The sequence below is a fragment of the Mesorhizobium sp. CA10 genome (assembly GCF_020165285.1).
In the GTDB taxonomy this organism is placed as follows: Bacteria; Pseudomonadota; Alphaproteobacteria; order Rhizobiales; family Rhizobiaceae; genus Mesorhizobium.
Genome location: NZ_JAIUHV010000001.1, coordinates 185943 through 212895 on the forward strand (window position 1 = coordinate 185943; position 26953 = coordinate 212895).

Here is a 26953-nt window from a genome sequence, read left to right on the forward strand (position 1 = left end):
AACTTAGTGGCATATGCCACTTTCGGCGAAGTAGGTATATGCCACTATCTTGTCAACGGCGGCGGCCAAAACTATTTCTGCAGCAGGCTGGCGCGTCGACGCGCCGGCGAGGAGTGATCATGACCGAAGCTCACAAGCCCGGATTCAGCGACTGCAACAACGCCACGCTGCGCCGTGCCGCGCGCAGTCTCGGCCGCTTCTACGACGACGCGCTGGCGCCTTCGGGCCTGAAGAGCACGCAGTTCGGGCTGCTCTTTCAGATCCACATCAGCGACGAGCCGGCGATGGGCACCATCGCCGAAGCGCTGATCATGGATCTGTCCGCGCTCGGCCACACGCTGAAGCCGCTGATCCGCGACGGCTATGTCCAGACCTTCCCCGACAAGGACGACCGCCGCGTCAAGCGCGTGCGGCTGACGCCGCGAGGACAGGCCAAGCTCGACGACGCGCTCAAGCTGTGGAGCGTCGCGCAGCGGCAGTTTGAGAAAAAGGTTGGTGCGGAGCAGGCGGCAAAGCTGCGTGCGGCGCTGGACGCGGTGGCTGATCTCGATCTGGAAATGCCGACGGTCGCTCCTTCGCTCTGAAGAAGCGGCCGCCGATCAGGCTTTGAAACCGTTACTCGGCCGGCATCGCCACTGGCCGGGCGAACACCCGGCCGGCGAGCACGACGCCCAGCCCGACGATCGGGAACACCGCGGCGATCAGGCCGAGATCGGCCGGAGCGCCGAAGCGCAGCACCGCGGCGCCGACCACCGCGCCCATGGCGACGCCCAGATAGAGCGCCGAGGCGTTGAGCGACAGCACGATCGGCGCAGCGTCGGGCGCCAGCTTGATGATGCGGCTCGCCTGCGCCGGCGGGAAGGCCCAGCCGACGATGCCCCACGGCACCATCATACCCATCAGCGCCGGCCCGGCGATCGACTGCGGCAGGAGGGCCGGGATCAGCGAGAACGTGGCGAGCATCGCGGCCGACAGCGCCAGCGACCAGGCGACGGTTCGGGTGGCGCCGAAGCGGTCGGCGGCCTGCCCGCCGGCGATGTTGCCGATGACGGCGCCGACGCCGAAAGCGAGCAGCATGCCCGGCAGCGCGATCGGAGAGAGCCCGCCGCTTTCAATGGCCAAGGGCGCGATGAAGGCAAAGACGGTGAAGGCTCCGATCAGCGCCAGCACCGTGGTCAGCAGGATCGGCATCACGCCGGGCCGCACTGCCGCCGCCAGCCGCGCCCTCAGCGGCAGCTTGGTGCCGACGATGCCGCGCGGCAACCGGTACCACAGGATCGCACCGGCCAGCGCGCCGAGCCCGGCAATGGCGAAGAACGTACCGCGCCAGCCGGCAATGGCCGCGACCAGCGCGCCGAGCGGCGCGCCGACGGCAACCGCCACAGTGGTGCCGCCGACGACGACGGCGATGGCGCGCGCCCGGTGGTGGTCGTCGACCAGCGCCACCGCCGTGCCTTGCGCGGTCGCCGCGAACAGGCCGGACGACAGTGCCATCACGATGCGGGCGATCAAAAGCACTTCGAAGGACGAACTGAGCGCGGCAGCAACATTGCCAAGGACGAAGAACACCAGCGTCCACAAGATGACGCGCCGCCGGTCCCATTCCCCGGTCAGCGTCGCCAGCACCGGCGCGCCGAACGCATAGGCGAGCGCGAAGGCGGTGATCAGCGAGCCGGCGAGCGGCACGGAGATGCCGGCGTCAGTGGCGATGTCGGGAAGAAGGCTGGAGATGACGAAGCCTTCGGTCGAGATCGCGAACGATCCGAGCGCAAGCCAGAAGATCCGCTTGTCCATGGAAACTGTCCTTAGTTCAAAGGTTATTGAACAATTGGACATAGCGGGGCATGATGTCAACCGAGCCGGGAGAAAATAGCTGAACCCTGCTGACAGCCCTGTGTCAGGACGGGGCCGAAAGGAAGAGGCTATGTCTGTCGGCAAAAAAGGAAGCCGCGTTGAAGTTCGTGCCGTTTGTGCTTAATTCTGGGCCATGAGCCTGCCCCATCCAACCGCCGACCAGATCAGCCTGCCGATCGTGCTCGCCGTGCTCGGCGACCCGACCCGGCTTGCCATTGTCCGCTATCTGGCTCGCAAGGAAGGCGTGCCGATGAACTGCAGCAAGTTCCTCGACCTCGCCTCCAAGACCAATCTCAGCTACCACCTCGCCAAGCTGCGCGAGGCGGGCGTCACCCGCAGCGAGGCTGCCGGCACCAGCCGGCTTATCACGCTGCGCCGCGACGACCTCGACAAGCGCTTTCCCGGCCTGCTCGACAGCGTGATCGCCGCGGCTGACGGCGACAAGGATCTGCCGGCGGTCGGCACCTCCGAGATGGAACTCGAGGCCTGATTGCGGCGCTGACGAAATTGCCTGTCATGGAGCTCTCATGCGCATCGCCGTAGTGGCCGACATCCACGGCAACGTGCTCGCCTTGGACGCTGTGCTCGACGATCTGAACCAGCGAGGCGGCGCCGACATCATCGTCAATCTCGGCGACTGCGTGTCTGGCCCGCTCTGGCCGCGCCAGACGATGGAACGGCTGCAGGCGCTCAATCTGCCGACGGTGCGCGGCAATCACGACCGCCGCGTCGCCCAGGACGTGGCCGGTGAAGCCATGTGGCCGTCCGACCGCTACGCCCAGGAGCGGTTGACAGCGCCGCAGCGCGAGGCGTTGCTCGCCCTGCCGCTCACATTGGAGATCGTGCCCGGCGTCATAGCCTTCCACGCCCGGCCGGACCATGACGAAAAATATCTTTCCGACGCCATTGTCGACGGCCAGTTGGTGCGCGCGCCGCTCGCCGCGATCAGGCGCCGGCTGAAGTCGCTCGATCCGGCCTGCCGCCTGGTGCTGTGCGGCCACAGCCATCGCAACGAGCTGATCCGCACCCCCGACGGTCCGGTGATCTTCAACCCCGGCAGCGTCGGCTGCCCCGCCTATGACGATGACACGCCGCCGGCGCATGTCTCCGAGCAAGGCTCGCCGCATGCCCGCTACGGCATCGTCGAGCTGGCCGTGCCCGGCCGCGCCGACTGCTTCGAGGCGATCGCGGTGGACTACGACCATGAAGCCGCCGCAAAGCAGGCCGAACAGGCGGGACGGCCGGAATGGGCACACGCGCTGCGGACCGGATTTATGAGGATTGAGCGGAGTTCATATCCCGATCGAGCGGAGCCTATGCATGAAGCGCAAGGTTAGGCTCCCATCGACGCTGTTCTTCGTCGCTCCATTGCTGGCGGCGGCCCTGCCGGCCATAGCCCAGGATGCGCCGGGACCGATCGTTTCGATTATCGGCGGCCTGGCGCCGGACGATCTCCTCAACATCCGCGTCACCGCTTCGCCAAGTGGAAAGGTGGCGGCGCGGCTGCCAAACGGCACGGCCGTCAAGAATTTCGGCTGCAACGTCGTCAATGGCTATCCATGGTGCAAGGTCGAGGATACGCAGGATGCGCATATCGTCGGTTGGGCGCCCGCCCGCTATCTCAGCCCCAACAACCCTGCGCCGGCGCCTGAAGATGCCGCCGCGCCGGCGACGGATGCAAACCTGCCACGGGAAGCCAACGCGCCCGAGTCTTCCGAAGAACCGCAGCCGGACATTGCGGCGCGCCTGGGCCGCAGCGAGCCAGCCGCTCCGCCAACGGCAATCGATATCAGCGCAATCGCCATGCGGGATGCCTACGCCCTCGCCTTCGCGGCCTCGGCAACCTCTCAGGCCGATGCCCCTGCCCCCGATGCCAGCGGCATCCCCTGCGCCCGCCATGTCGGCCAGCCGATGACCCGCTGCGAAATCAGTGTCGCGCATGAGGGCGGCGACAGCGTCGTGACCGTGACCTGGCCGGACGGCGGCACGCGCCTCATCAATTTCCACGACGGCAAGCCCGCCGGCTCCGACTCCTCCGACGAATTCCGTTTCACCCGCGAAGGCAGTCTCAACATGATCCGCATTGGCGTTTCCGAGCGCTTCGAGATCACGGACGCACTGGCGTTGGGTACTGATACAGGGGAATAAGGCAGTAGGGCAGTAGGGAAGAGAGCCCCTACTGCCCTACTGCCCTACTGCCCTACTGCCCTACTGCCCTACTGCCCTACTGCCCTACTCCCCTACTCCCCTCATTTTCGGGGTTACATCCGCCAAAACTCTTCCCTATAAGGCCCTCCTAGCCTGATACCAGAATCGCAAGCACAACCGGCCGGGTCCTTCCCGCCCGGTTTTTCGTGCAAGCTGCTCGCCGAACGGAACCCGTAGACATGCCAAGACGCACCGACATCAAGTCGATCCTGATCATCGGGGCCGGCCCCATCGTCATCGGCCAGGCTTGCGAGTTCGACTATTCCGGCACCCAGGCCTGCAAGGCGCTGAAGGAAGAGGGCTTCCGCGTCATCCTGGTCAACTCCAATCCGGCCACCATCATGACCGATCCGGAGCTGGCCGACGCCACCTATATCGAGCCGATCACGCCCGAAGTGGTGGCCAAGATCATCGCCAAGGAGCGGCCGGACGCGCTGCTGCCGACCATGGGCGGCCAGACCGCGCTCAACACCGCGCTGTCGCTGCGTCGCATGGGCGTGCTCGAGCGCTATCAGGTGGAGATGATCGGCGCCGACGCGGCAGCCATCGACAAGGCCGAGGACCGCGCGCTGTTCCGCGAGGCGATGAGCAAGATCGGGCTGGAGACGCCGAAGTCGATGCTGGCCAACGCCACCGACGTCAAGAACGCCGACCGCAAGACGCATGAGGCCGAGCGCGCCGCGCTGAAGGCCGAACATCCCGAAAACCTCGATGCCGCGCTCGATGCGCTGGAAACCCGCTGGAACCTCGGCGAAGGCGACCGCAAGCAGCGCTATATCAGCCATGCCATGGCGATCGCCGCCCAGGCGCTCGACCATGTCGGCCTGCCGGCCATCATCCGCCCCTCCTTCACCATGGGCGGCACCGGCGGCGGCATCGCCTACAACCGCGCCGAATTCTACGACATCGTCCAATCCGGCCTCGACGCCTCGCCCACCACCGAGGTGCTGATCGAGGAGAGCGTGCTCGGCTGGAAGGAGTACGAGATGGAGGTCGTCCGCGACAAGGCGGACAATTGCATCATCATCTGCTCGATCGAGAACCTCGATCCGATGGGCGTGCATACCGGCGACAGCATCACCGTCGCGCCGGCGCTGACCTTGACCGACAAGGAATACCAGATGATGCGCAACGCCTCGATCGCGGTGCTGCGCGAGATCGGTGTCGAGACCGGCGGTTCCAACGTGCAGTTCGCCGTCAACCCGGCCGACGGCCGGCTGGTGGTCATCGAGATGAACCCGCGCGTCTCGCGCTCGTCGGCGCTTGCCTCGAAGGCCACCGGCTTCCCGATCGCCAAGGTCGCGGCCAAGCTTGCCGTCGGCTACACGCTGGACGAGCTGGAGAACGATATCACCGGCGGCGCAACGCCGGCCTCGTTCGAGCCCACCATCGATTACGTGGTGACGAAGATCCCGCGCTTCGCCTTCGAGAAATTCCCCGGCGCCGAGCCGGTGCTGACCACCGCCATGAAGTCGGTGGGCGAAGTGATGGCCATCGGCCGCACTTTTCAGGAATCGCTGCAGAAGGCTTTGCGCGGACTGGAAACCGGCCTCACCGGATTGGATGAGATCGAGATTCCGGGCCTTGGCCACGGGAGCACCGCCGCCAGCCACGCCGACGACCGCAACGCGATCCGCGCCGCGCTCGGCACGCCGACGCCGGACCGGCTGCGCATGGTGGCGCAGGCGATCCGCATGGGCACCTCGCTGGAAGACGTGCACGCCATGTGCAAGATCGACCCATGGTTCCTCGAGCAGATCGCCGGCATCATCGCCATGGAGGAACGCGTCCGCGAGCACGGCCTGCCGCAGGACGCCGTCAATCTGCGCATGCTGAAGGCGATGGGCTTTTCCGACGCCCGCCTCGCTTCGCTGACGAAGACCGACGCCGAAGTGATTCAGAAGGCTAGGCAAAAGCTCGACGTTCATCCAGTTTATAAGCGTATCGACACCTGCGCGGCCGAGTTCGCCTCACCGACCGCCTATATGTACTCGACCTATGAAGTGCCCTTCGTCGGCGAGCCCGCCAATGAGGCGCGCGTCTCGTCGCGCAAGAAGGTCGTCATCCTCGGCGGCGGCCCGAACCGCATCGGCCAGGGTATCGAGTTCGACTATTGCTGCTGCCATGCCGCCTTCGCGCTGCGCGACGCCGGCTATGAAGCGATCATGGTCAACTGCAACCCGGAGACGGTCTCGACCGACTACGACACCTCCGACCGGCTCTATTTCGACCCACTGACGGCGGAGGACGTGCTGGAGATCCTGCGCGCCGAGCAGGCGTCGGGCGAGCTCGTCGGCGTTATCGTCCAGTTCGGCGGCCAGACGCCGCTGAAGCTGGCCGACGCGCTGGAGAAGGCCGGCATCCCGATCCTCGGCACCTCGCCCGACATGATCGACCTTGCGGAGGACCGCGACCGCTTCCAGAAGCTCCTGCACAAGCTCAACCTCAGCCAGCCGAAGAACGGCATTGCCTACTCGGTCGAGCAGGCCCGCCTCGTCGCCGGCGAGCTCGGCTTCCCGCTGGTTGTGCGGCCGTCCTATGTGCTCGGCGGCCGCGCCATGCAGATCATCCATGACGAGAGCATGCTGCAGACCTATCTGCTCGACACCGTGCCCGGCCTGGTGCCGGAGGACATCAAGCAGAAATACCCGAACGACAAGACTGGCCAGATCAACACGCTGCTGGGCAAGAACCCGCTGCTGTTCGACACCTATCTCTCCGGCGCCATCGAGGTCGATGTCGATTGCCTGTGCGACGGCAAGGATACTTTCGTCTCCGGCATTCTGGAGCATATCGAGGAAGCCGGCATCCATTCGGGCGATAGCGCCTGCTCGCTCCCCGTTCACTCGCTGCCCTCCGACCTCGTCGACGAGCTGGAGCGCCAGACGGCCGCCTTGGCGCGCGCGCTCAATGTCGGCGGCCTGATGAACGTGCAATATGCGATCAAGGACGGCACTGTCTATGTGCTGGAGGTGAACCCCCGCGCCTCGCGCACCGTGCCCTTCGTCGCCAAGACCATCGGGCGTCCGATCGCCAAGATCGCTGCCCGCATCATGGCCGGCGAGACGCTGGAAAACGCCTTCGCCCATTACGGCGCCATGCCCGACGCGCGCAACCCTGGCCACATCGCGGTCAAGGAAGCCGTCTTCCCCTTCGCCCGTTTCCCCGGCGTCGACATCCTGCTCGGCCCGGAAATGCGCTCGACCGGCGAGGTCATGGGCCTCGACCGCGACTTTGCGCTGGCCTTCGCCAAGAGCCAGTTAGGAGCGGGTGTCGACCTGCCACGCTCCGGCACGCTGTTCGTCTCCGTGCGCGACGAGGACAAGAAGGGCATCCTGCCGGCCGTCAAGCGCCTCGCCGGCCAGGGTTTTAAAGTGCTCGCCACCTCCGGCACTGCCCGCTTCCTTGCCGAGAACGGCGTGACGGCCGAAAAGATCAACAAGGTGCTCGAAGGCCGCCCCCACATCGAGGACGCCATCCGCAACCGCCAGGTCCAGATCGTCTTCAACACGACGGACGGCCAGAAGGCGGTCTCGGATTCGAAGTCGCTGCGCAGGGCGACGCTGATGCAGAAGGTGCCGTATTACACGACGCTGTCGGGCGCGGCGGCGGTGGCGGAGGCGATTGCGGCGCTGCGGGCGGGGAACCTCGAAGTGCGGCCGCTGCAGGAGTATTTTGGGTGATGCTCTATAATGCGTTTCAATAGAACGAGCCAACTGGCACGTCGAGAAAGGCGCCCAAGATTCTACATCTTTCCTTAATGCTTGAGGCATCGTTCGTGCCCTGCTGATTAAGCCTGTCAAATTCCAACAGCTCGAAAGAGGCGCCCTCATAATTTTTTACGGCCGCCTCGCGATTTCGTGCAAGGGACTCCCTGAAATCCAGCAGTTTCCTTCGCGTGACTCTGTTCTCCAGGCCCGACAATAGTGCTGCCTTAAACACCAAGTAATACACAACCAAAATTCCCTGAGCGAGAAGTAGCTCATCTGCCTGCGAGAATTCCGACGCCATCGCATTCAATACGATTCGGACAGATGACTCCAGCTCCAACACACGTGGTGCTCTGCCTTTGGCGTACCGCTTCGCAAGAGCGTCGAGATAAACCTTTTTGGTATCGACTATCTGGCCGGCCTCATGGAGTGAATCTTCAATCAACAAAAAGCGGGCAGCTACTTCTCTGTGTTGATATCGATTATTTCGAAATTTCACTCTATTTGAAAAGAAAACGTGCTGAGAAATATCCGCAATAGCCTTAACCAAATCGCCACCAATGGCATTTCTCTTTTCTGCTGCGTTAAGGGGCACAGCCTCATTCAATCGAGAGAACATATCCTCGATAAGATCAAGGTCATCACCGTCGATCCTAACCGTAACTACCGGCAAAACAAAGGAATCGAACTTTACACGTATCTTCGGATACTGCTTCGCGATATCTTCATAACTCAATCCAGCAAGATTTACGGTAAGGTCCCTTTGGTATTCGAAATCGGTTGCCAACCTAAAGGTGCCGTCCATGAAACCCCATATAGCCTCAAGCCTTTGACGTCCGTCGATTACCGCAAAACGTATGCCATCTTTTGCGTACGACTCATTGCTGAGTTCATGAAAATATATCTTAGGTAGATCGTAATCGTTCAATATAGAGTCTATAAGTAGCCTGCGCTTATCAACGGTCCACACTCCGCCCATTCGCTGATATTCTGGACTTAGATTAATTTCTTCTCGCTCAGAATACAGTAGCATTATAGTGCTATTCTTCAATACAGCGGTTTCGACGTAGCTCATTTCATCATTTCCTTAAGCAAGGCACCTACACTGGCCAATTCAGGAAACAGGCTAAACCTATTTATCCCTAGCAATTTGAGTTCGCTGAGAAAGATATCCCTCGCAGCGTTGGGTATTATGTATTTTGCCACGTGAAGGCCATCGCCAACATCTTCGATAGCAATTTTTTTGTTGTGATGAATCGTAAAAGTACCTAACTGAGCCTGAATACGAGTATTATTCCTCGTAGCAATTGTAGCGACAGGAAATAGCTCTATCCTTGTATTTTGGCGTAAGCTCTCCGTAGAGTACCCGAGAAGCTCAGGGTCATCAAAAGAAGGTATATACTTTCCTTCTATCTTATCAACAATATTCGCATTTTTATTCAGCATTGTCGGCCATAGACACCAAACCGCAGCGTCTGTGTTCGGTCGCAAATGAAAATCTTCTACCGCGAAATAGAGGGAGACAAGCGGACTTTCGCTCCAGTCAAGCAACCGCGTCGGAACACCATAATGCTGCATTAAGAACGTCCAATCGAACGAATTCTCTGGCCGTCGCTCCGCAAGCATTGCGGCACTCTGCCTAAATCGATTTAGAAGTGTAGTCTCGGACGTTTCGGCTGTTGAGCGGAGTAATCCAGGTATGAGCTTCCACTCGGCTTCGGCATGGCCGCGGAACCATACTGATCCGGCATCTTTGTTTTGATCGGCGCGCAATGCGTCTAGGAATTCACTAACATTGTTTATTTTTCTCTCAATCATTCGCGATGCCTGCTGACAAGAAGCCCCCACAAACCCGCGTGTTGCCGCAGCTACCCGCCTAAGCGAGTACCCCTCGGCAAGCGAGGTCTATCCTATTCTTTCAACTGGAGCGTTCATGGCAGCTTAAAGCTGCGCCAACGAAGTCCCCACCCACCTAAATTGCTACACAAAAGGCTCCCTACACACAAGAACAGTTTAGGCGTCCGTCGCCAACTATGGCCGACTTGAGTTCGGGATGCGTGTTTTCAAAAGCTTAAAAAAGAGGGGACAAAGCCCAGTGACCGCTTATTCACAGCCATCGGCACACACTCACGCAGAGATGAAGGGACGTTGATAGTGGATGGTCGTCCCTGCTCTGGGTACGGCATCCCATCCTTCTGCAGAAACCGCCGTCCAGACTCGGGCTCATTTCACCGATGTCGGAATAGGTAACGACATTGGCAGGATTGCCCGAGCCACTTCTAGGTGGCCCGATGTGAGCGACGAGCGGCTAATCATATGGTGTTGTAGCAACAAAGGCCGGGCAGCTGTCTGTTCCAGCATCGCCAGTCGAACCTCACGCCACCGCCACGCACTCAATCTCGATATCGAACTCCATCGGCCACGATGCCACCGGCACGAAACTGCGCGCCGGCGGGTTGGTGGCAAAATACTTCGCATAGATCCTGTTTATTGCGTTGTAAAAGCCGGAATTGACGGCGTAGATGCGCACCATCACCACCTTGTCCAGCGAGGTGCCGGCCGCTTCCAGGCAATGTTTCAGCGCCTTCAGCGACGCCTCGGTCTGCGTTTCGATGTCGCCGCGCACCATCTCGCCCGTCACCATGTCGACCGGCGGCGTCGCCGAGATGAACACGAAGCCGTTGGCCCGCACCGCCGTCGAGCACGGCAGGCCGAGCGAGCGCACCTTCGCCGACATCACGGGCACTTCGATGACTTCCTTGTCCATGGCGGTCCTCCCTTTGTTTTGGCGGGAGCTTATCGGGGCAGCGGGGGAACGCCAGCGGTTTCCCTTCCCCCCTTGTGGGGGAAGGTGGATCGGCGCGCAGCGCCGAGACGGATGAGGGGTGTTCCAGCGGAGTGAGACGTCGGCATTCCCTGGAGCACCCCTCATCCGGCCGCTGCGCGGCCACCTTCTCCCACAGGGGGAGAAGGCAAGGGCGGCCTCACTGATGCGCGACCGCCAGTTCCTTCACGTGCTTCTCGTGCATCTTCAGCACCGGCAGCGTTTTCTTGGCGAATTCCTTCATCGCCGGGTCGTCGCCGGATTTGGCGTAGGTGGAAAACAGCGCCACCGCATCCTTATGCGCGTCGGCCTGCATCTTGATGTATTTGGCGTCGAATTCCTTGCCGCTCGCAGCCTTCAAGTCGTCGAGCAGCTGCTGCTCCTTGGGCTGCAGCGCCGGGCCGGCGGGCTTGATCGACGCCGTGGTCTGGCCCTGGCTCAGCGCCGCCTTGAAATCCTCGCCGGCCTTGCTGTGATCCTTGATCATCTGCGCGGCGAAAGCCTTGACGTCGGCCGACGCCGACTTCCCTTGCGCCAGCTTGCTCGACTCGATCTCGAACATGTTGGCATTCGGCACCGTCGTGACGAAGGTCTGGGTGTCGACCTTGTTCTCGGTCACCATCGGTCCCACGGCGTCTGAATTGTCCGATTGGGCGAATGCGGCGGGCGCGCCGGCAAGAAGTGCGACGGCGACCAGGGGCAGCAGCGTTTTCATCTCGATCTCCGATCCGAAACAGCCCCTCGCCTTCCCCAACGCGGCACCGGCCCCAGGGTTGCCTAAGAGGTTGCCTCGAAAAGAAGCGCGCGGGCTGAGCGCCCGCATCGCCATCAGTGGCAGTGCGCGCCGGGGGCCTGCCCGGCATATTGCAGCTGCTCGTGCCAGTTCGGCCGCCCTTCGGGCGTGAAATCCATCAGGTTCCACAGGATCTCGCAGGTGCCGATGCCGCGCGGGTCCTGTCCCGGCTCCGATGGCGCGAAGTCTAGCTCCGACGACCAGAAATGCCGGATGCCGTCACCATCGCGGTGGAACACCGAAAGCAGCGGTATCTGCGCGCCCTCGGCGGTTTCGGAGTTGTAGTCGCGCTTGAAAGCGTTGCCGGCCGACGAGACGAGCCGCATGTTTTCCAGCCGCGGTCGCGGCCGAGCGCTACCAGATTGTCGAGCGCGGTCTTCGCCACCACGGCAAAGTTGAAGCCCGCCGCGTCGAGATGGCCGATCGCGCCGTCGAACTGGTCGAGCAGGGCCGTGCAGGACGGGCATGGCTGGTCCTGCCGGGCAAGCTTCGCCGTCTCGCCGCCTTTCGCCACCTCGCGTGTCTCCTGCGGGTGGCGCGGGAACATCATCTGATAGAGGATCAGCGTATCCTTGCCCGGCGCGAACAGGTCCGACAGCTTGACTTTCGCCGGCTGGCCCTGGTCGTCCAGGGCGTCGAACACATAGTCCTGCGGCACCAAACCGCCCGGCGGCAAAGCGCGCCTTGCCTCGGCCACCGCTTCCATGGCGCGGCGCAGCTCGATTTCCTTGCGCAGCAATTTTTCGCGCGCGGTGCGATATTTGGCGGATTCATTGGGAAAGGTGATCATGATCGTCTCCTGGCGCCGGCGTCTCGGCGCGGGTTGCTCTACGATCCAAGGACGGCCCGCCGCGACCTGATCCGACATTTCGGCGCACGCTTTCCGGTCACTTTCTCGCGTCGCATCTAGCCTTTGACGCCGCCGGCCGTGAGACCCGACACAATCCTGCGCTGGAAGATCAGCGCCAGCGCCACCAGCGGCACGGTGACGATCACTGAGGCAGCCATGATGTTGCCCCACGGAATCTCGAACTGCGAATTGCCTGACAGCAGCGCGATCGCCACCGGCACGGTGCGCTGCGTGTTGGTGGAGGTGAAGGTGAGCGCGAACAGGAACTCGTTCCAGGCGCTGATGAAGGCAAGCAGCCCGGTGGTGGCGAGCGCCGGCCACATCAGCGGCAGGAAGATGCGCGTGAGGATGGTCCAAGGCCCGGCGCCGTCGATGATCGCCGCCTCCTCGATCTCGACCGGCAGGTCGCGCACGAAAGTGGTGAGCACCCAGACCGTGAACGGCAGCGTGAAGATCATGTAGGACAGGATGAGCGCCAGCAGCGAATTGTAGAGATGCAGCGCCCGGATGATCTCGAACAGCCCGGCCAGTGCCGCGACCTGCGGAAACATCGACACCGACAGGATGGCCAGCATCAGCACCGAGCGCCCGCGGAAACGAATGCGCGCCAGAGCGTAGGCCGCGGTGACGCCAAGCAGCAGCGAGACCGCGACGACCGCGCCGGAGACGATCAGCGAATTGACGAGATTGCGCAGGAAGGGACCTTCGGTCAGCACATTGCGGTAATTGGCAAGGCTGAACGATTGCGGCCACAGGCCTGCCTGGAACAGCTCTGTTCCCGATTTCAGGCTGGTGACGATGGCGTAGTAGAACGGAAACACCGCGACGAAGACGATCGCCAGGAGCAGCAGGTAGAAGCCGGAGCGCTTCAGCATCTTCATGTCAGCGCCCTGCCTCGAAACGCAGCCGGCCGATGCGGATATAGGCGATGGTGAGCAGGCCGATGATCAGGAAAAGCAGCGTCGAGGCGGCCGAGCCATAGGCGAACTTGTCGAACTCGAACAGGTTCTCGCGCGCGAAGATCGACATTGACTTGGTCTGCACATTGTTCGGCGTCAGCACATAGATCAGGTCGAAGATGCGCAGCGCGTCGAGCGCGCGGAAGATCACCGCCACCATCACCGCCGGGCGGATCAACGGCAAGGTCACCCGCCAGAAGATCTGCCACGGGTTCGCGCCGTCGAGCTTCGCCACCTCGAGGATCTCGCGCGGCAGCATCTGCAGGGCCGCCAGGATCAGCAGCGCCATGAATGGCGTCGTCTTCCAGATATCGACGATCAGCACGGCGATCATCGCGGTATCGGCATTGGCGGTCCAGGCGATCTTGGTGTCGATCAGGCCGAGATTGAGAAGCGCGACATTGATGATGCCGAACTGGTCGTTGAGCATCCACTGCCACATCTTAGCCGAGACGATGGTCGGGATCGCCCAGGGAATGAGGATCGCGGCCCGCACGATGCCGCGTCCCGGGAATTCGGTGTTGAGCGCAAGCGCCACGATCATGCCCAGCACCGTCTCGCAGGCCACCGACACCACGGCAAAGCGCACCGTGTTCCACACCGCGCGCCACCAGACCGGATCGACGAGCAACCCGTCGTAGAGCAGGCGGCCGCTCGGCAGGCGCAGCACCGAGAAGTAATTGTCGAAGCCCACCCATTGCCGCGCGTCGAGGTCCGCCAGCGAAGCATCGGTGAAACCGTAATAGACCGTGCGCAGGAACGGCCAGCCGGCGACGGCGGCGAGCACGAGAAGCATCGGCGCGAGAAACAGCCAGGCCGTGCGCACGCGTCGGCGCATCAGCGGCGATCGCCTTGCCGCGCTCACCACCCCTTGCCTTTCAGCCTGGTCAGCCTCGCGCCGAGATCGGCCAAATTGTCGGCGGCGGCGCCCTGGCCGGAGATCGTGTCGTGCACGGCAGTCCAGAACTGGCTGGATGCCTCGTTGTACTTGATCCTGGCGGTTGCCGACGGCCTTGGCTGCGCGTTGAGAAAAATCCCTTTCCAGCGCGGCACGATCGGCTGCTGCCGGGCGATGTCGGGGTCGTCATAGAGGGCCGGGATGGTCGGCAAGTTGGACGTTCTCAGCGTCCGGTATTTCTGCATCTCGCGCGACGCGATGAACTTGACCAGCTCGATCGCCTCGTCTGGATGTTTCGAATATCTGGACACCGCAAGGTTCCAACCGCCCAGCGTGGCGGCGGGATGCCCGCCTTCGCCGGCCGGCAGCGGCGCCACGTCGAACTTGCCCTTGATCGGCGAATTCTCGCTGTTGCCCAGCGCATAGGCGTATGGCCAGTTGCGCATGAAGACGGCATTGCCGGTCTGCCAGACGCCGCGCGTTTCTTCCTCCTGATAGGCGAGCACGCCCGGCGGCGCTATCGTGCCGATCCAGCCCTTGACCATGTCGAGCGCCGCGGCCGCCTTTGGATTGTCGATGGAGATTTCACCGTCCGGCTCGATGATCCGACCGCCGCCATTCGACATCACCCATTCGAGCGCATTGCAGGTCAGACCCTCATAGGCGTTGCCCTGGAAGACGAAGCCCCAGATGTCCTTGTTGCCGGCCTGTCGCTCCTTGTTCATCACGAGCTTCGCGGTATCGGCCAGTTCCTTCCAGGTGGCCGGCACCTTGGCGCCATATTTGTCGAGCAGATCCTTGCGGTAGTAGAGCGCCGGCGCGTCGGTGAAGATCGGCAGCGCGACCAGCCTGCCGTTGACCGTCTGCGATTGGATGATTGACGGGAAATGCTCACCCACCACATCCCTGGTCGCTTCGGTCAGGTCGACCAGCTGACTGGCAAGCTGCGGGGCCCAGACCACGTCGGTCTGGTAGATGTCGATATCGCTGCTGCCGGCGGCGAGCCAGAGTCGGTACTGGCCGAACTGGTCGGTGGTCGAGGGCGGAATGACGACGATATCGACCTTGTTGCCGCTCTTCTTCTCGTAACGATCGAGTATCTCGCGCAGCACCTTGATGCCGTTGCCGGTATCGCCCGACACGATCGACAGTTCCACGGCTCGCGCTTGAACAGCGCCGAGCAGCATGCCGGCGGCCAGGAATGCTGAAGCGAGCTTCACGGGATTGCGGACCTCCCTGCGCGACCGGCGACGCATAGGTCGCGGCTCATCAAGGCCCCTGCGTTGAATGCGCGACGCCGCTTAGGGTTCCCGCGTTGTGCGTGGCCGACCGGGCCAGCAGGTCGGTGAAGCCGATCCCGGTTGGCTCGACCGCGTCGGCGGCCCGTTCCGTCCGCCTCGCTTCACGCAAAGCGGACGGGCTCCGAAACCCCCGCCCGGAGCCCGCCTGGGAGTGGCTGACGCATGCCGGCACAGCCTCCTCCGACGCCTTGCCCGCGTCGATCCGCCGATCGGCCGCCCGGCACGACGACGAATTAGCATGCCCTAACGTCAGCCTATGTGAAGGAGTTCACAATGTCCGGGCGCAGGCGATTGCAACGCCGCGCCGGGAGCCTCCAATACGGGCCGCCGCGCTTTGCGCGTCAGCCTTCCCAGTCGACCGGGATCATGCCGAGCCGCTCGTAGAGCCTGAAGGCCGCGGTGTTCTTCACAATATTGGTCTTGAGATCGACATGGGTCGCCCCGCGCTCGCGAAAGGTCAGGAACACCTGCCGCATCAGCGCCTCGCCGAGGCCCTGCCCTCTCGATTCCGGATGGACGGCGAGATCCTTGACGAAACCGGATGTCCAGCAGAGCGCCGCGCCCGCCAGCAGCCCCTTGCCGTCGATCGCCAGAAAACAGAGAGCGGGATCGAACTCCGCATCGCCGGCAATGCGCTGCCACCACTCGTCGAACGGCCCGTCGGCGCCGTCATCGAACACCTCTTCCAGCAGCGCGTGCAAAGCCTGCGCATCCCGGTGCTCGAACGCGCGCATGACGAAACCCTGCGGCCAGTGCGGCGCGGTGAGCGTGTCGTCGAGCAGCTTGCGCAGGCGGATGTCGTTGGCAGCCGGCCGGCAGGGAATTGTGTTTTCATGCATGGCGCTGTCTCTAAACGCCGCGCGGAACCGTCCGCTCAGGCGTCGGGTGGCAGGCGGTGCCGCTTGCGGTCGGAGCCAAGCCCCGTCGCCTCGAGCAGGCCCTTGCGCTTGGCGTCGTAGTAGTAACCGGTCTGGTAGAGCGTGTCGGCCCGCTTGGCGTTGCCGCCCGAAACCAGCCAGGCGCCGCGCAGATATTTCACCGCGTATTTGAGGTTGGTCTCGGCGTCGAACAGGCCGGCCGCCGGCCCGTCATAGCCCATGCCGCGCGCCGTCGCGTGCTTGATCTGCATCAGCCCCCAATGGCCATGATTGTAGGCTTTCGGGTTGAAGGTGCTTTCACGATTGACGACATGGCGCACCAGCTCGACCGGCACTTCATAGATCGCCGAATATTTCTCGATCAGCCGCTCGATCTCGCCGCGCGGGCCGCTGGCGTGCTGCTCGGGCTGGCCGGGTGCCGCCAGCAGCGCCGGGTTGTCCGGCGCCACATAAGCAACCTGTTGGACGCCCGGCATCGGGGCGACTTTCGCCGACTGGCCGGTGACCGGCATGGCCATGCCCGCGGTCGTATAGAACGCCGCTCGGCTGATGGATGCCGCTCGGCTGATGGATCCTGGGCCGGTCGGCGAGCCGCCGGCCGTCAGCACCGGCGGCGGCGGAAACTGGCCGGCCATCGGCGTCGCTCCGGCGAAAGCCGCAGGCTGAGCCAGCGCCGCGGCGGGCGCGCCGGGCTGGACAGGCGGCGGCAAAAGCGCGCTTTGCGTCGCGGGCGCGCCTGGCGTGGTCGCCCTGGCGACGGCATCGCCAGCCAGCGCCGCGGTCTGCACCTGCGCGAGACCCGAAGGTTCCGGCAGCACGGCCACCGTTTCGGGCAGCGCGAGCGTCGGCGTATCGTCCGCGACAGCAGGCGTCGAGGCTTCCGCAAGCGCGGGCGCGGCCTTCATCTGCGAGGTCGAGGTACAGCCGCTGAGACCAGCAGCGGCTACGAGCACGCTGAGCGCGGTGAATATGATTTTAGCTGGCAAGCCGTGCGGGTCCGGTTTGTCGGTTGTTAAGGAGTCCTTACACCAGCGATTCACACCCGGCAATCGGGGCCACCCGGCGGTTTTCGGGTGGCGACAACAGGGCCGAAGTGCCATATTGTTCTGGATATGTACTCGTTTTTCGCTGTTTTGCCGAAGGAATACGCCATGAAACCCACATCCCAGATCACGGCCGGCCACGCAGTGTTAGAAACAGTGATCGGCTTCATGGGCATTGCCTGGAGCGAGAAGGGCCTGATCCGGCTTTGCCTGCCGGAGCGCAGCCGCGAAGCGGTCGAGCGCCGGCTGCTTCGCCACCCCGGCGTCTCAGCCTCGACAGACCAGCCATCCTGGGTGGTCGATCTGATCGCCGCGATCAAGGCCTATGCGGCCGGCGAGGACGTCGACTTCTCCGGCGTGCCGGTCGACCTTGACGGCGTCGATGACTTTCGCCTCGCTATCTACGATGCCGCGCGCAGGCTCGGCTTCGGCGAGACCACCACCTATGGCGAACTGGCCAAACGCGCCGGCCATGCCGGGCTTGCCCGCGAGACGGGTGCGGCGCTTGGCGCCAATCCGGTGCCGCTTGTCATTCCCTGCCATCGCATCCTGGCAGCGGGCGGCAAGATCGGCGGCTTCTCCGCCCCGGGCGGCTCGGCCACCAAGGAAAAGATGCTGGCCATGGAAGGCGTTCGCGTCGGCCCGCCGCCGGCCGCGCAGGCCTCGTTCGGGTTCTGAGGCGGAGCCCTTTCACGCCCTTTAATCTTGCAGGAACCGGCGGCGGAAACGCCGCTCGAAATCCGGACGCTTGCAGACATAGACCATGCAGGACCGGGTGTCGGCGCTCGGCACGTAGGCGCGTGCCCTCACTTCGCCCGCGTTGCAGAAACGCTCGTCGCGCACATAGCGGTCGTAGAGCGGCAGCCCCGGCACGCGCGTCGACTGGTAGCGCAGGATGACGGCGCCCTGTCTGGCGATCGTCGCCTGCACCCGGTCGCAGCTCATGCGCGTCGGATCGTAGCGCGTCACCGCGTGCGCCTCCGCGGCCAGCAGCAGGAAGCAGGCGGCAAGCAGAATGGTCTTCATGGCTTCTCTCCTCGGAAGGGCAAGCATCCCATCCCTTCACAACGCGGCACCGCTGTCAAAACTTCCATGCTTGTATTCCGCTCGATCCGGGATGCGGGGCAGCGTCCAGGCAACCCGTCTTGTTTTCTTGCTCAAACTATCCTATATCCGCAGCATTGAATTTGGCCGATCGATCGGGCCGCGATCTTCGCGTTTGCTGACGTCTATCTCCAAAATTTCGATACCGCCGGCCGGACGTTGGTCCGGTCAAACAAAAGCAAATGTGAAGGGCATTCTATATGGCAACTGGTACGGTCAAGTGGTTCAACGCCACCAAGGGCTACGGCTTCATCCAGCCTGACAATGGCGGCGCGGACGTTTTCGTCCACATCTCCGCTGTCGAGCGCGCTGGCATGACGAGCCTGGCTGAAGGCCAGAAAATCAACTTCGAGATCGAGCAGGACCGCCGCACCGGCAAGTCCGCTGCTGGGTCTCTTAGCAAGGCAGCCTGATTTGGCTTAAGCATTTGCGGCAGGCTTTACGGCCAGCGGCGCAAAATGCGACTAAGTAAGGCGCGCACCGGGCGAAGGTTCGGGGCGCGCGGCAAGTCACGGATGTACTGACGGTCGCGCGAGAAGCGCGCCGGAGCGAAAAGACCCGACAAGCTGGAACAGCAGATAGCTGCCGGCCCGGACCAGACGCTCCCGATCAGGCTACCGGCAGAGGAAGGCGGGCATTGCCCGCCTTTTTTGTTGCCTGGATTTTGGCGAGTTGCTGTCTGGGTTGAATGGTTCCGTTTGTGGTGCCATTTTAGCCCAATAAGGTATCATTGGCCTATGACCAAGCTTGAACAGATCGAAAAATCCGTCGCCGAACTGAGCCCTGAAGAGCTGAAGGCATTTGCCGCCTGGTTCGAGGCTCTGCAGGCCGATTTGTGGGACAAGAAGATCGAAGCCGACGCGAAGGCGGGCCGGCTGGACAAGCTGGTGGCAGACGCACGTGCCGAAATAGCCGCCGGCAAGCTGCGTGACCTGTGAGGCACAGAGCCACCGCCAGCTTCTGGACAAAATACAATTCTTTGCCAAATGCCGTTCGCCGCGCAGCCGACAAGAACTCCATTTTGATGAAGACCAATCCGCGACATCCATCCCTCCATTTCAAGAAGGTGGGAGAGCTTTGGTCGGCAAGAATAGACGACAATTACCGGGCCTTGGCCCTTGAAAGCGGTGATGGTTTTGACTGGATCTGGATCGGCACCCATGCCGAATATGATCGGCTTATCAAATAACCCTCGCGCTTATGCTCCAGCGAAAGCGGTTAGCGGACGCTAGATCCCACCCACTCGATCGGCACATGCCCCTTATCCGCCTCGACGCGCTTCAGCCAGGCGGCGACCGCCGGATAGGCGTCGAGCTGAAAGCCGCCCATCCCGGCGGTGTGGGTATAAGCGTATAAGGCGATGTCGGCGACGCTATAGGCGTCGCCGGCGAAGAATTCGTTCCGCTCCAGATGCTGGTTCATCACGCCGAGCGCCTTGTTGCCGCGCTCCAGCGTCTGCGCCAATCGTTCCGGCGTGGCGTCCTTCGCCCGTTCCGGAAAAGTCAAAAGCGCCTTGCGCACCGCGATATAGGGCTCGTGGCTGTATTGCTCGAAGAACAGCCATTGGTAAGCCAGCGCGCGTTCATACTTGTCAGTCGGCAGGAAGCGCGTGCCCTCGGCAAGATAGAGCAGGATGGCGTTGCTCTCGGCGATACGCCTGCCGTCGTCGAGCTCGAGCATCGGCACCATCGCGTTCGGATTCTTGGCGACGTAATTTGGTTTGCGCGTCTCGCCGGTATGCGAGCTCACCTCGACCCGGGTGAAAGGAATGCCGAGCTTGGCCATCAACAGCCGCGGCTTATAGCAATTGCCACTGTCGGCCATGTCGTAAAGGATCATCGCACATACCTCGCGCGTAGTCTGAAGCCCATTTCAGCACGGCTCTAACGCGCCCAGGCGAGACCATCCAGTGATTTGTTTTTAAGAAGAACCATCAGCGGCGCTGATATTTTTTCGGCGCCCGCATCAGCGATGCTGATGCGCCTTTTGGATCGAGCATCAGCGATGCTGATGCAGGGGCACGACCTTGTTGCCGGCGTCGATGAGAGCGTCGATGGAAAGCGGTTCTTCCTTGAAGACCGTGCCGGCGAGCGCCGGGCGGGCGAGATGGAAGCCTTGCAGCAGGTCGACGCCGCCCTCGAGCGCGACGCGCAAGTGCTGTGCATTCTCGATGCCCTCGACCAGCACTTTGGCCCCGCGCTCGTGCAGCATCGCCACCAACGGCCGGAAGAAGCGTTCGGCGGCGGCATGGCGGCAGAGCTCGCCAAACCAGGCGCCATCGATCTTGACGATGTCGGGTGCAAGCAGATCGATGCGCGCTTCCGTCGAATGCCCCGTGCCGAAATCGTCGATGGCGATGCGGATGCCGTCGCGCCGCATTTCGCGCACCAGGCTGGCAAGAACCTGGTCGTCGGCTGCCTGTTCGGTGATCTCGCAGACCAGCAGGCTGGGCTCGAGCTCCAGATCGCCGAGATGCCTGGTCATCAGCCGGATCTCGGCGAGCGCCCGTCCGAGATGGTCGTTGATGGTCGGATTATAGTTGAAGAACAGCGTCAATCCCTCGACGCGGATGTTGCGATAATTGCCGAGATGCAGCATCCGGCACATCGTTTCGACAAACAGAAGGTCGGACGCGGGAATGCTGCCGAAGAAGACCGAAGCGGCTACCGGCTGCGCGACGCGGCGCGGCTCGATCAGCCCCTCGACGGCGACGGCTCTGAGCACCCTGCCCTCCGGCGCGAAGATCGGCTGATAGGCGCTCCACAGCCGGAACTCGCCATAGACGCCGAACTGGAGGCCGATCTCGTCGGCGAAGATCGCCTCGGCGACGTTGCGCCGCCTGTCTGGTTGTCCGCTCATGGCGCGACCTTGCGCCCGAACACCCTTGCCGGCCGTCCGTGCAGCGTTGGGGCCGCCGGGCTTGCGGCGGCCGGTGCCTTGCTGTCTTCGCTCGAAGGCTGCTGCGCGCCCTTGCCGAAGACGCGAAAGCTGGTGGGGGCAAGTTCCGGCCGGGCAAGCACGTAGCCCTGCACCATGGAGGCGCCGGACCTCTCGGCGAGCTCCAACTGCCAGCCTTCCTCGATACCTTCGAAGACGGTGCGGATGCCCTGGTTCTCGAAACTTTGCACCATCGCCGTCAGCAAGGCGAAGCCGGCGCCGGACTCCATCAGATGGGTGATCCAATTCGCATCGAATTTGACGATGTCTGGCTTGAGTTCCTTGATCCGATTGATGTCGGAATCATCGGCGCCATAGTCGTCCACCGCGATGCTGAAGCCATTGGCCCTCAGCGCCTCGACAAAACCGTAGAGCGCTTCCTGCGAAGCCGATTTCTGCTCGGTGACCTCGCAGACGATGCGGCGCGGATCGATGCCGGCTTCGTGCAGCACCAGCCGCATGTCGCGCAGGGCCTTGTCGGCGATGTGGCGATCGGTGAAGACCGACGGGTCGAAATTGACGAAGATGGAGGCCTCTTGCGGCAGGCAGGCGCCGGCGTTCAGAAGATGCAGCGTGCGCGTCAGCGCCTCGATATGCAGCCGGTCGGCCGCCGGGCAGGTGCCGAAAAATGTCCCCGGCGACTGCGGCTCGCCATCGCGGAACGGCCGGATCAGCCCTTCGAAAGCGACGACCGAGAGCTTGCCCTCCTTGAAGGCGAAGATCGGCTGGAACGCGCTCTGCAACGTATAGATGCCCCAGACACCGGTCGAGGTGCCGTCATCATGACGGATGATGTGGGCGAGCCCGATGCTGCGCGACAAGGTTTCTCGCTCCGCGAATAGTCGCAATCCGATCTGCAATCCTGCCAGCCAAGGGTTTACCGGCCGTTGATGAATTTAGCGTTGCCGCTCACGCAGGCTGACTTTGGTCACGCCTCCTTGACCTCTGGCTCATCGCACAATGCTTGCGCTCCGCGCCATGATGCGACATGAGAGGCGCCGCGGCCGCTCCTGGCCGCTCTTCCTAGGAGACATTTCGTCATGGCCTTTCTCGCCGACGCCCTTTCCCGCGTTAAGCCTTCCGCGACCATCGCGGTGACGCAGAAAGCGCGCGAGCTGAAAAATGCCGGCCGTGACGTGATCGGCCTCGGCGCCGGCGAGCCGGACTTCGATACGCCCGACAACATCAAGAACGCGGCGATCGAGGCGATCCGCCGCGGCGAGACCAAGTATCCGCCGGTTTCCGGCATCGTGCCGCTGCGCGAGGCGATCGCGAAAAAATTCAAGCGCGAGAACAATCTCGACTACCGGCCGGAGCAGACAATCGTCGGCACCGGCGGCAAGCAGATCCTGTTCAACGCGTTCATGGCGACGCTGAACCCGGGCGACGAAGTCGTCATCCCGCGCCCCTATTGGGTGAGCTATCCCGAAATGGTGGCGATCTGCGGCGGCACCTCGGTGTTCGCCGACACCTCGATCGACAACGGCTTCAAGCTCACGCCGCAAGTGCTGGAAAAGGCGATCACGCCGAAGACCAAATGGCTGCTGATGAACTCGCCGTCGAACCCGTCGGGCGCCGCCTACTCGGAGGCCGAGCTACGGGCGCTGGCCGACGTGCTGCTCAAGCATCCGCATGTCTGGACCTTGACCGACGACATGTATGAGCACCTGACCTATGGCGATTTCGTCTTCAAGACCATCGCCGAGGTCGAGCCGAACCTCTATGAGCGCACGCTGACCATGAACGGCGTCTCAAAGGCCTATGCCATGACCGGCTGGCGCATCGGCTACGCCGCCGGCCCGGTGCCGCTGATCAAGGCGATGGACATGATCCAGGGCCAGCAGACCTCGGGCGCCTGCACCATCGCGCAATGGGCCTCGGTCGAGGCGCTCAACGGGCCGCAGGATTTCATCGCCAGGAACAAGGCGATCTTCCAGGGCCGGCGAGACCTCGTGGTATCGATGCTCAACCAGGCGCGCGGCATCTCCTGCCCGTCGCCGGAAGGCGCCTTCTATGTCTACCCGTCCTGCGCCCAGCTGATCGGCAAGAAGACCAAGACGGGCAAGGTGATCGACAATGACGAGGCCTTCTGCTCCGAACTGCTGGAGGCCGAAGGTGTCGCGGTGGTGTTCGGCTCGGCCTTCGGCCTCGGACCGAACTTCCGCATCTCCTACGCCACGTCGGACGCCTTGCTGGAAGAAGCCTGCACGCGCATCCAGCGCTTCACCGCGTCGCTGGCCTGATCGGCCATCCGGCCGGCCAGCAAGAAAAACCCGGCGCCGCGCCGGGTTTTTCTTGGACGCCGCTCAGCTGCCATATTGCTCGTCGGAAACCTGCTCCAGCCAGTCGGCGTGGACGCCGTCCAGCGCCTCCTGCATGGCGATGTGGGTCATGGCGGTTTTCCGGCCGGCGCCATGCCAGTGCTTTTCGCCCGGCGCGAAGGAAACGACATCCCCTGCCCTGATCTCCTGCACGGGGCCGCCCCAGCTTTGCGCCAGGCCGGCGCCGGCGGTGACATAGAGCGTCTGTCCAAGCGGATGCGTGTGCCAATGGGTGCGCGCGCCGGGCTCGAAGCTGACCAGCGTCGCCCTGAGCCGCGCCGGCGCCTCTTTCTCGATGATCGGCGTCTGCAGCACCCGCCCGGAGAAATATGTCTCCGGCGCGATGATTGTCGGCACGCTGCCGCACGCAATGAGCTTCATCGTTCAGATCCTCTCGAACAGAGCGCCCCGCGCGGCGTCTCACGCGGTAGTTTCACCTCGTCGGGAGACCGTTGCAACCGGCTTTGAGCCGTTGCCGGGCGGCAACCTCGATTTCTCATTCGTGCAGCGGGCGGATTGCAGCATTAGAATGTCAGAGAACTGTCATAAATGATTGCTTTTTAACCATAAAATCGCGATCTCTAGTCAGCGGCAAAGGAATAAATCGAGGCAGCAGCCACGCTCAGCGTTTCTTAACGGCTGAGGTCCTAGCCATGTCGCGTGCTGTGGGGGCGCGGACATGAGTATCTTGGCGACAATCAAAGATCACAGCGGCCGTATCTATCGCGGCATCCAGGCGTTGCTCGTGATGAGCATCGCCGCCACCGGGCTTGCGGCTTTCGCGCTGACGGAGAACGCCTCCCGCGCCGGCGCGCTCGCGGTATCGGTGACTTCGACCTTATTGGCGCTTCTGGTGTTGATGTATATGCGCTCGAACGTCGTCCAGCGCCTGCAATCGGCGGCGGATGCCGAGGCCGAGAAGCATCGTTTTCTCACTGTCGATGCCATGACAGGCGCGATGACCAGGCGCTACTTCATCGAAGCGTTGGGCGATTGGCTGAGCGGCTCGCGCAACCGTCGCCAGGCAAGCCTGCTTTTGATCGACCTCGATCATTTCAAGCAGCTCAACGACACGTTCGGCCATCAGTTCGGCGATCTGGCGCTGGCGCATCTGGTCGCGGAAGCGCAGCGCATCTTCGAGGACGGCGTCATCGGCCGGCTCGGCGGCGACGAGTTCGGCATCATGGTTCCGCATGGCGACGTCGCCAGTATCGGCAAGGACGCCCGCCGGCTGCTGGATGCGATGCGGGCCGGCAAGAGACATGAAGGCAAGATCATTCCCCTGTCGATCTCGGTGGGCGTCGCGCTCGCGCCGTTGCACGCTTCGAACGGCACTGAATTGATGCTGCTGGCCGATCTCGCGCTCTACGAGAGCAAGGCGGGCGGCCGCGGCCGCGTCACCGTTTTCGACGAGGAGATGCTGTCTGATAAACGCTATCGCCGGCTGGTGGAACGCGAGCTGCGCGCTGCGATCTATCTCGGCGAATTGGAACTGCACTACCAGCCGATCGTCGATCCCGACGGCTCGGTCGACGCGCTGGAAGGATTGATCCGCTGGCGTCATCCCGTGCGCAGCTTGATCTCGCCGTCGGAATTCATCCCGATCGCCGAGCGTTCGACGCTGATCGACATGATCGGCGAATGGGTCTTCAAGCGGGCCTGCGCCGATATCGGGCATTTTCCCGGACGGCGCATCTCGATCAACGTCTCCGGCGAGCAGCTGAAGCGCGACGAGATCGTGACGATGTGCGACCGGGTCCTGCGCGAGACCGGCCGGTCCGCGTCGCAGTTCATCATCGAGATCACCGAGACGGTGGCGACGGCCGCGACGCCCGAGGTTCTCAGGCGCCTCGAGGCACTGCGCGGGCTCGGCTTCCACATCGCCCTCGACGACTTCGGCACCGGCCATTGCGGCTTCAACTACCTGAAGTCGCTGCCCATCGACAGCGTCAAGATCGATCGCTCCTACATCCGCAGCCTCGCCTACGACCAGGTGGCGCAGATCTTCGTGTCTGCGCTTGCGCAGATCGCCCGCATCCAGGACATCGCCATCGTCGCGGAAGGCGTCGAAACCGCGGAGGAATTCGCGCTTGCCCGGACGGCCGGCTGCAGCCGCTTCCAGGGCTATTTCTTCGGCAGGCCGGCGCCGCGCGACAAGGCAAGCGCGTTATGTGCCGCCGCCCGCGAACCGCTCGCCCTCACAGCCTGACAAGCAAAAATGGCGGCCTGCTGAACCCAAGCCGGCGAACGTCCTATTTTTCTTGCCCTCCGACAAACCTGTGTGACGATGGTTTTGGGAAGAGGTGAAACCCTGAAAAATGCCGGTCGTGACGTGATCGGCCTCGTCGCTGGCGAGCCGAACTTCGATACGCCCGACAACATCAAGAATGCGGCGATCGAGGCGATCCGCCGCGGCGAGACCAAATATCCGCCGGTTACCGGCCGGAGCAGACCATCGTCGGCACCGGCGGCAAGCAGATCCTGTTCAACGCCTTCATGGCGACGCTGAACCCGACGAAGTCGTCATCCCGCGCCCCTATTGGGTGAGCTATCCCGAAATGGTGGCGATGCGGCGGCATCTGGCAATCCTTCCATTGGGGAGAACCCGCCCTGTGTCGGCTACCACCCCAACCGCGGCCAGAACAGGCCGGCTCGACCGCGATAGGCCTGGTAATCGCCCGCCAATGGCGTCCGCGAAAATTTCTTTTCTTCGCCCAGCGCCGCAACCACATAGAGGACGGCGATCCCGGCGACCGGCACCACCGCCCAGATCGACCAGGTCGCGATCCCCCATCCAATCCAGAAGATGATGTATGACGAGTAGAAAGGGTGGCGGATGTAGCGGTAGGGGCCACCGGTCAGCAGGCTGTGCGGATTATCGGGCGCGAAGGCGAAGTGCAGCCGCGCCTTCCGCGAGGTGACGATCGCCCACCAGAAGAGGGCAGAGCTTGCCAGTTCGACGGCGAGCCCGGCGAGCTTTGCCAGAACCGGCTGCGATGGGATCCACAGGATGGCGAGAAAGAAAAGCGCCGTAGCAACCACCGCTGCCGAAATCACCATGGCGCCTGGAAACATGGCCTGCAATTGGAAATGCGCCCGCATCGACCAGACATATTGGCCAATGGTCGCGATGCTGCAAATCGAGACAAGAAGATCGAGGAATAGTTCCATCGTAGGGGGGGGTCCGCCGGTGCTTGCCATCCAGCCGGTAGCCACGCCGGCCGCTTATTTCCAGGAACCCTCTCTTAACCACATGTTTAAAGAAGATATAGA

Annotated in this window: 27 protein-coding genes and 2 pseudogenes; 12 read left to right on the forward strand and 17 right to left on the reverse strand. The window is 62.9% G+C overall.

The window, feature by feature from the left end:
* Positions 1–119 precede the first annotated feature (119 nt).
* Positions 120–584, forward strand: coding sequence for a MarR family winged helix-turn-helix transcriptional regulator (locus LB535_RS00830; RefSeq protein ID WP_224630840.1), 465 nt, complete (start codon positions 120–122; stop codon positions 582–584).
* Positions 585–615: 31 nt separating this feature from the next.
* Here the strand turns inward: LB535_RS00830 and LB535_RS00835 are convergent, their stop codons facing one another.
* The gene (locus LB535_RS00835) at positions 616–1794 is read right to left on the reverse strand and encodes an MFS transporter (protein ID WP_224630841.1); all 1179 of its coding nucleotides are present in this window, start codon (positions 1792–1794) and stop codon (positions 616–618) included.
* Positions 1795–1987: 193 nt separating this feature from the next.
* Here LB535_RS00835 and LB535_RS00840 point away from each other — a divergent pair, with 193 nt between their 5' ends.
* The 4 genes from LB535_RS00840 (at position 1988) to carB (ending at position 7745) form a co-directional block, all read left to right on the forward strand.
* Entirely contained in the window at positions 1988–2344 is a 357-nt protein-coding gene (locus LB535_RS00840) for an ArsR/SmtB family transcription factor (RefSeq protein WP_140838528.1), read from the forward strand.
* Positions 2345–2381: 37 nt separating this feature from the next.
* Positions 2382–3191, forward strand: a complete 810-nt coding sequence (locus tag LB535_RS00845; protein WP_224630842.1) for a metallophosphoesterase family protein — start codon at positions 2382–2384, stop codon at positions 3189–3191.
* Complete coding sequence (locus tag LB535_RS00850; protein ID WP_224630843.1) at positions 3175–4002, forward strand: SH3 domain-containing protein; 828 nt, start codon at positions 3175–3177, stop codon at positions 4000–4002. The genes LB535_RS00845 and LB535_RS00850 overlap by 17 nt, the downstream gene beginning before the upstream one ends.
* Positions 4003–4241: 239 nt before the next feature.
* Positions 4242–7745: a carbamoyl-phosphate synthase large subunit gene (carB, locus tag LB535_RS00855; protein WP_224630844.1), complete on the forward strand. Its 3504-nt coding sequence runs from the start codon at positions 4242–4244 to the stop codon at positions 7743–7745.
* A gap of 16 nt (positions 7746–7761) precedes the next feature.
* Here the strand turns inward: carB and LB535_RS00860 are convergent, their stop codons facing one another.
* The 10 genes and pseudogenes from LB535_RS00860 to LB535_RS00905 form a co-directional block, all read right to left on the reverse strand.
* Positions 7762–8847, reverse strand: coding sequence for a DUF262 domain-containing protein (locus LB535_RS00860; RefSeq protein ID WP_224630845.1), 1086 nt, complete (start codon positions 8845–8847; stop codon positions 7762–7764).
* Positions 8844–9590 (reverse strand): FRG domain-containing protein, encoded by a 747-nt coding sequence (locus tag LB535_RS00865; protein WP_224630846.1) that lies wholly within the window; start codon positions 9588–9590, stop codon positions 8844–8846. The genes LB535_RS00860 and LB535_RS00865 overlap by 4 nt, the downstream gene beginning before the upstream one ends.
* A gap of 556 nt (positions 9591–10146) precedes the next feature.
* Entirely contained in the window at positions 10147–10539 is a 393-nt protein-coding gene (locus tag LB535_RS00870; protein ID WP_224630847.1) for a RidA family protein, read from the reverse strand.
* Positions 10540–10756: 217 nt separating this feature from the next.
* The gene (locus tag LB535_RS00875) at positions 10757–11311 is read right to left on the reverse strand and encodes a DUF4142 domain-containing protein (RefSeq protein ID WP_224630848.1); all 555 of its coding nucleotides are present in this window, start codon (positions 11309–11311) and stop codon (positions 10757–10759) included.
* 113 nt (positions 11312–11424) lie between these two features.
* Positions 11425–12179: pseudogene (locus tag LB535_RS00880) on the reverse strand (DUF899 family protein).
* Between the two features lie 116 nt (positions 12180–12295).
* Entirely contained in the window at positions 12296–13120 is an 825-nt protein-coding gene (locus LB535_RS00885) for a carbohydrate ABC transporter permease (protein WP_224630849.1), read from the reverse strand.
* Between the two features lies 1 nt (position 13121).
* A complete protein-coding gene (locus LB535_RS00890; protein ID WP_224630850.1) occupies positions 13122–14036 on the reverse strand; it encodes a carbohydrate ABC transporter permease in 915 nt (304 codons plus the stop codon).
* Positions 14037–14059: 23 nt separating this feature from the next.
* Positions 14060–15316 (reverse strand): ABC transporter substrate-binding protein, encoded by a 1257-nt coding sequence (locus tag LB535_RS00895; RefSeq protein WP_224630851.1) that lies wholly within the window; start codon positions 15314–15316, stop codon positions 14060–14062.
* A gap of 422 nt (positions 15317–15738) precedes the next feature.
* On the reverse strand, positions 15739–16236 hold the full coding sequence (locus LB535_RS00900) for a GNAT family N-acetyltransferase (protein WP_224630852.1): 498 nt from the start codon (positions 16234–16236) through the stop codon (positions 15739–15741).
* Between the two features lie 35 nt (positions 16237–16271).
* Entirely contained in the window at positions 16272–17261 is a 990-nt protein-coding gene (locus tag LB535_RS00905; protein WP_224630853.1) for a transglycosylase SLT domain-containing protein, read from the reverse strand.
* Positions 17262–17426: 165 nt separating this feature from the next.
* Between LB535_RS00905 and LB535_RS00910 the strand changes: the two genes are divergently transcribed.
* Positions 17427–17996 carry a methylated-DNA--[protein]-cysteine S-methyltransferase gene (locus tag LB535_RS00910; RefSeq protein ID WP_224630854.1) on the forward strand — a complete coding sequence of 190 codons (570 nt, stop codon included), beginning with the start codon at positions 17427–17429 and terminating at the stop codon, positions 17994–17996.
* Positions 17997–18017: 21 nt separating this feature from the next.
* Here the strand turns inward: LB535_RS00910 and LB535_RS00915 are convergent, their stop codons facing one another.
* Positions 18018–18344, reverse strand: coding sequence for a hypothetical protein (locus tag LB535_RS00915; RefSeq protein WP_224630855.1), 327 nt, complete (start codon positions 18342–18344; stop codon positions 18018–18020).
* A 278-nt stretch (positions 18345–18622) separates the two neighbouring features.
* Between LB535_RS00915 and LB535_RS00920 the strand changes: the two genes are divergently transcribed.
* From LB535_RS00920 to LB535_RS00930, 3 genes are all read left to right on the forward strand, one after another.
* A complete protein-coding gene (locus tag LB535_RS00920; RefSeq protein ID WP_027168154.1) occupies positions 18623–18835 on the forward strand; it encodes a cold-shock protein in 213 nt (70 codons plus the stop codon).
* 324 nt (positions 18836–19159) lie between these two features.
* Positions 19160–19360, forward strand: coding sequence for a hypothetical protein (locus LB535_RS00925; RefSeq protein WP_224630856.1), 201 nt, complete (start codon positions 19160–19162; stop codon positions 19358–19360).
* Between the two features lie 86 nt (positions 19361–19446).
* The gene (locus LB535_RS00930; protein ID WP_318012247.1) at positions 19447–19611 is read left to right on the forward strand and encodes a hypothetical protein; all 165 of its coding nucleotides are present in this window, start codon (positions 19447–19449) and stop codon (positions 19609–19611) included.
* Between the two features lie 29 nt (positions 19612–19640).
* Here LB535_RS00930 and LB535_RS00935 read toward each other — a convergent pair whose 3' ends face one another.
* The 3 genes from LB535_RS00935 to LB535_RS00945 all read right to left on the reverse strand — a co-directional run bounded on the left by LB535_RS00935 (position 19641) and on the right by LB535_RS00945 (position 22180).
* Entirely contained in the window at positions 19641–20261 is a 621-nt protein-coding gene (locus LB535_RS00935; protein ID WP_224630858.1) for a glutathione S-transferase family protein, read from the reverse strand.
* A 159-nt stretch (positions 20262–20420) separates the two neighbouring features.
* Positions 20421–21281, reverse strand: a complete 861-nt coding sequence (locus tag LB535_RS00940) for an EAL domain-containing protein (protein ID WP_224630859.1) — start codon at positions 21279–21281, stop codon at positions 20421–20423.
* Positions 21278–22180: an EAL domain-containing protein gene (locus LB535_RS00945; protein WP_140838562.1), complete on the reverse strand. Its 903-nt coding sequence runs from the start codon at positions 22178–22180 to the stop codon at positions 21278–21280. Before LB535_RS00945 ends, LB535_RS00940 begins: the two co-directional genes overlap by 4 nt.
* A 219-nt stretch (positions 22181–22399) precedes the next feature.
* On the opposite strand from LB535_RS00945, the gene LB535_RS00950 reads away from it, so the two are divergent.
* On the forward strand, positions 22400–23602 hold the full coding sequence (locus LB535_RS00950) for a pyridoxal phosphate-dependent aminotransferase (RefSeq protein WP_224630860.1): 1203 nt from the start codon (positions 22400–22402) through the stop codon (positions 23600–23602).
* A 63-nt stretch (positions 23603–23665) separates the two neighbouring features.
* Here the strand turns inward: LB535_RS00950 and LB535_RS00955 are convergent, their stop codons facing one another.
* Entirely contained in the window at positions 23666–24061 is a 396-nt protein-coding gene (locus LB535_RS00955) for a cupin domain-containing protein (protein ID WP_224630861.1), read from the reverse strand.
* Positions 24062–24359: 298 nt separating this feature from the next.
* On the opposite strand from LB535_RS00955, the gene LB535_RS00960 reads away from it, so the two are divergent.
* Together LB535_RS00960 and LB535_RS00965 are read left to right on the forward strand one after the other, a co-directional pair.
* Positions 24360–25889, forward strand: coding sequence for a putative bifunctional diguanylate cyclase/phosphodiesterase (locus tag LB535_RS00960; RefSeq protein WP_224630862.1), 1530 nt, complete (start codon positions 24360–24362; stop codon positions 25887–25889).
* A 78-nt stretch (positions 25890–25967) separates the two neighbouring features.
* A pseudogene (locus tag LB535_RS00965) lies at positions 25968–26250 on the forward strand (aminotransferase class I/II-fold pyridoxal phosphate-dependent enzyme); the annotation flags it as partial.
* Positions 26251–26299: 49 nt separating this feature from the next.
* Here the strand turns inward: LB535_RS00965 and LB535_RS00970 are convergent.
* Positions 26300–26881, reverse strand: a complete 582-nt coding sequence (locus tag LB535_RS00970) for a methyltransferase family protein (protein WP_224630863.1) — start codon at positions 26879–26881, stop codon at positions 26300–26302.
* Positions 26882–26953 lie beyond the last annotated feature (72 nt).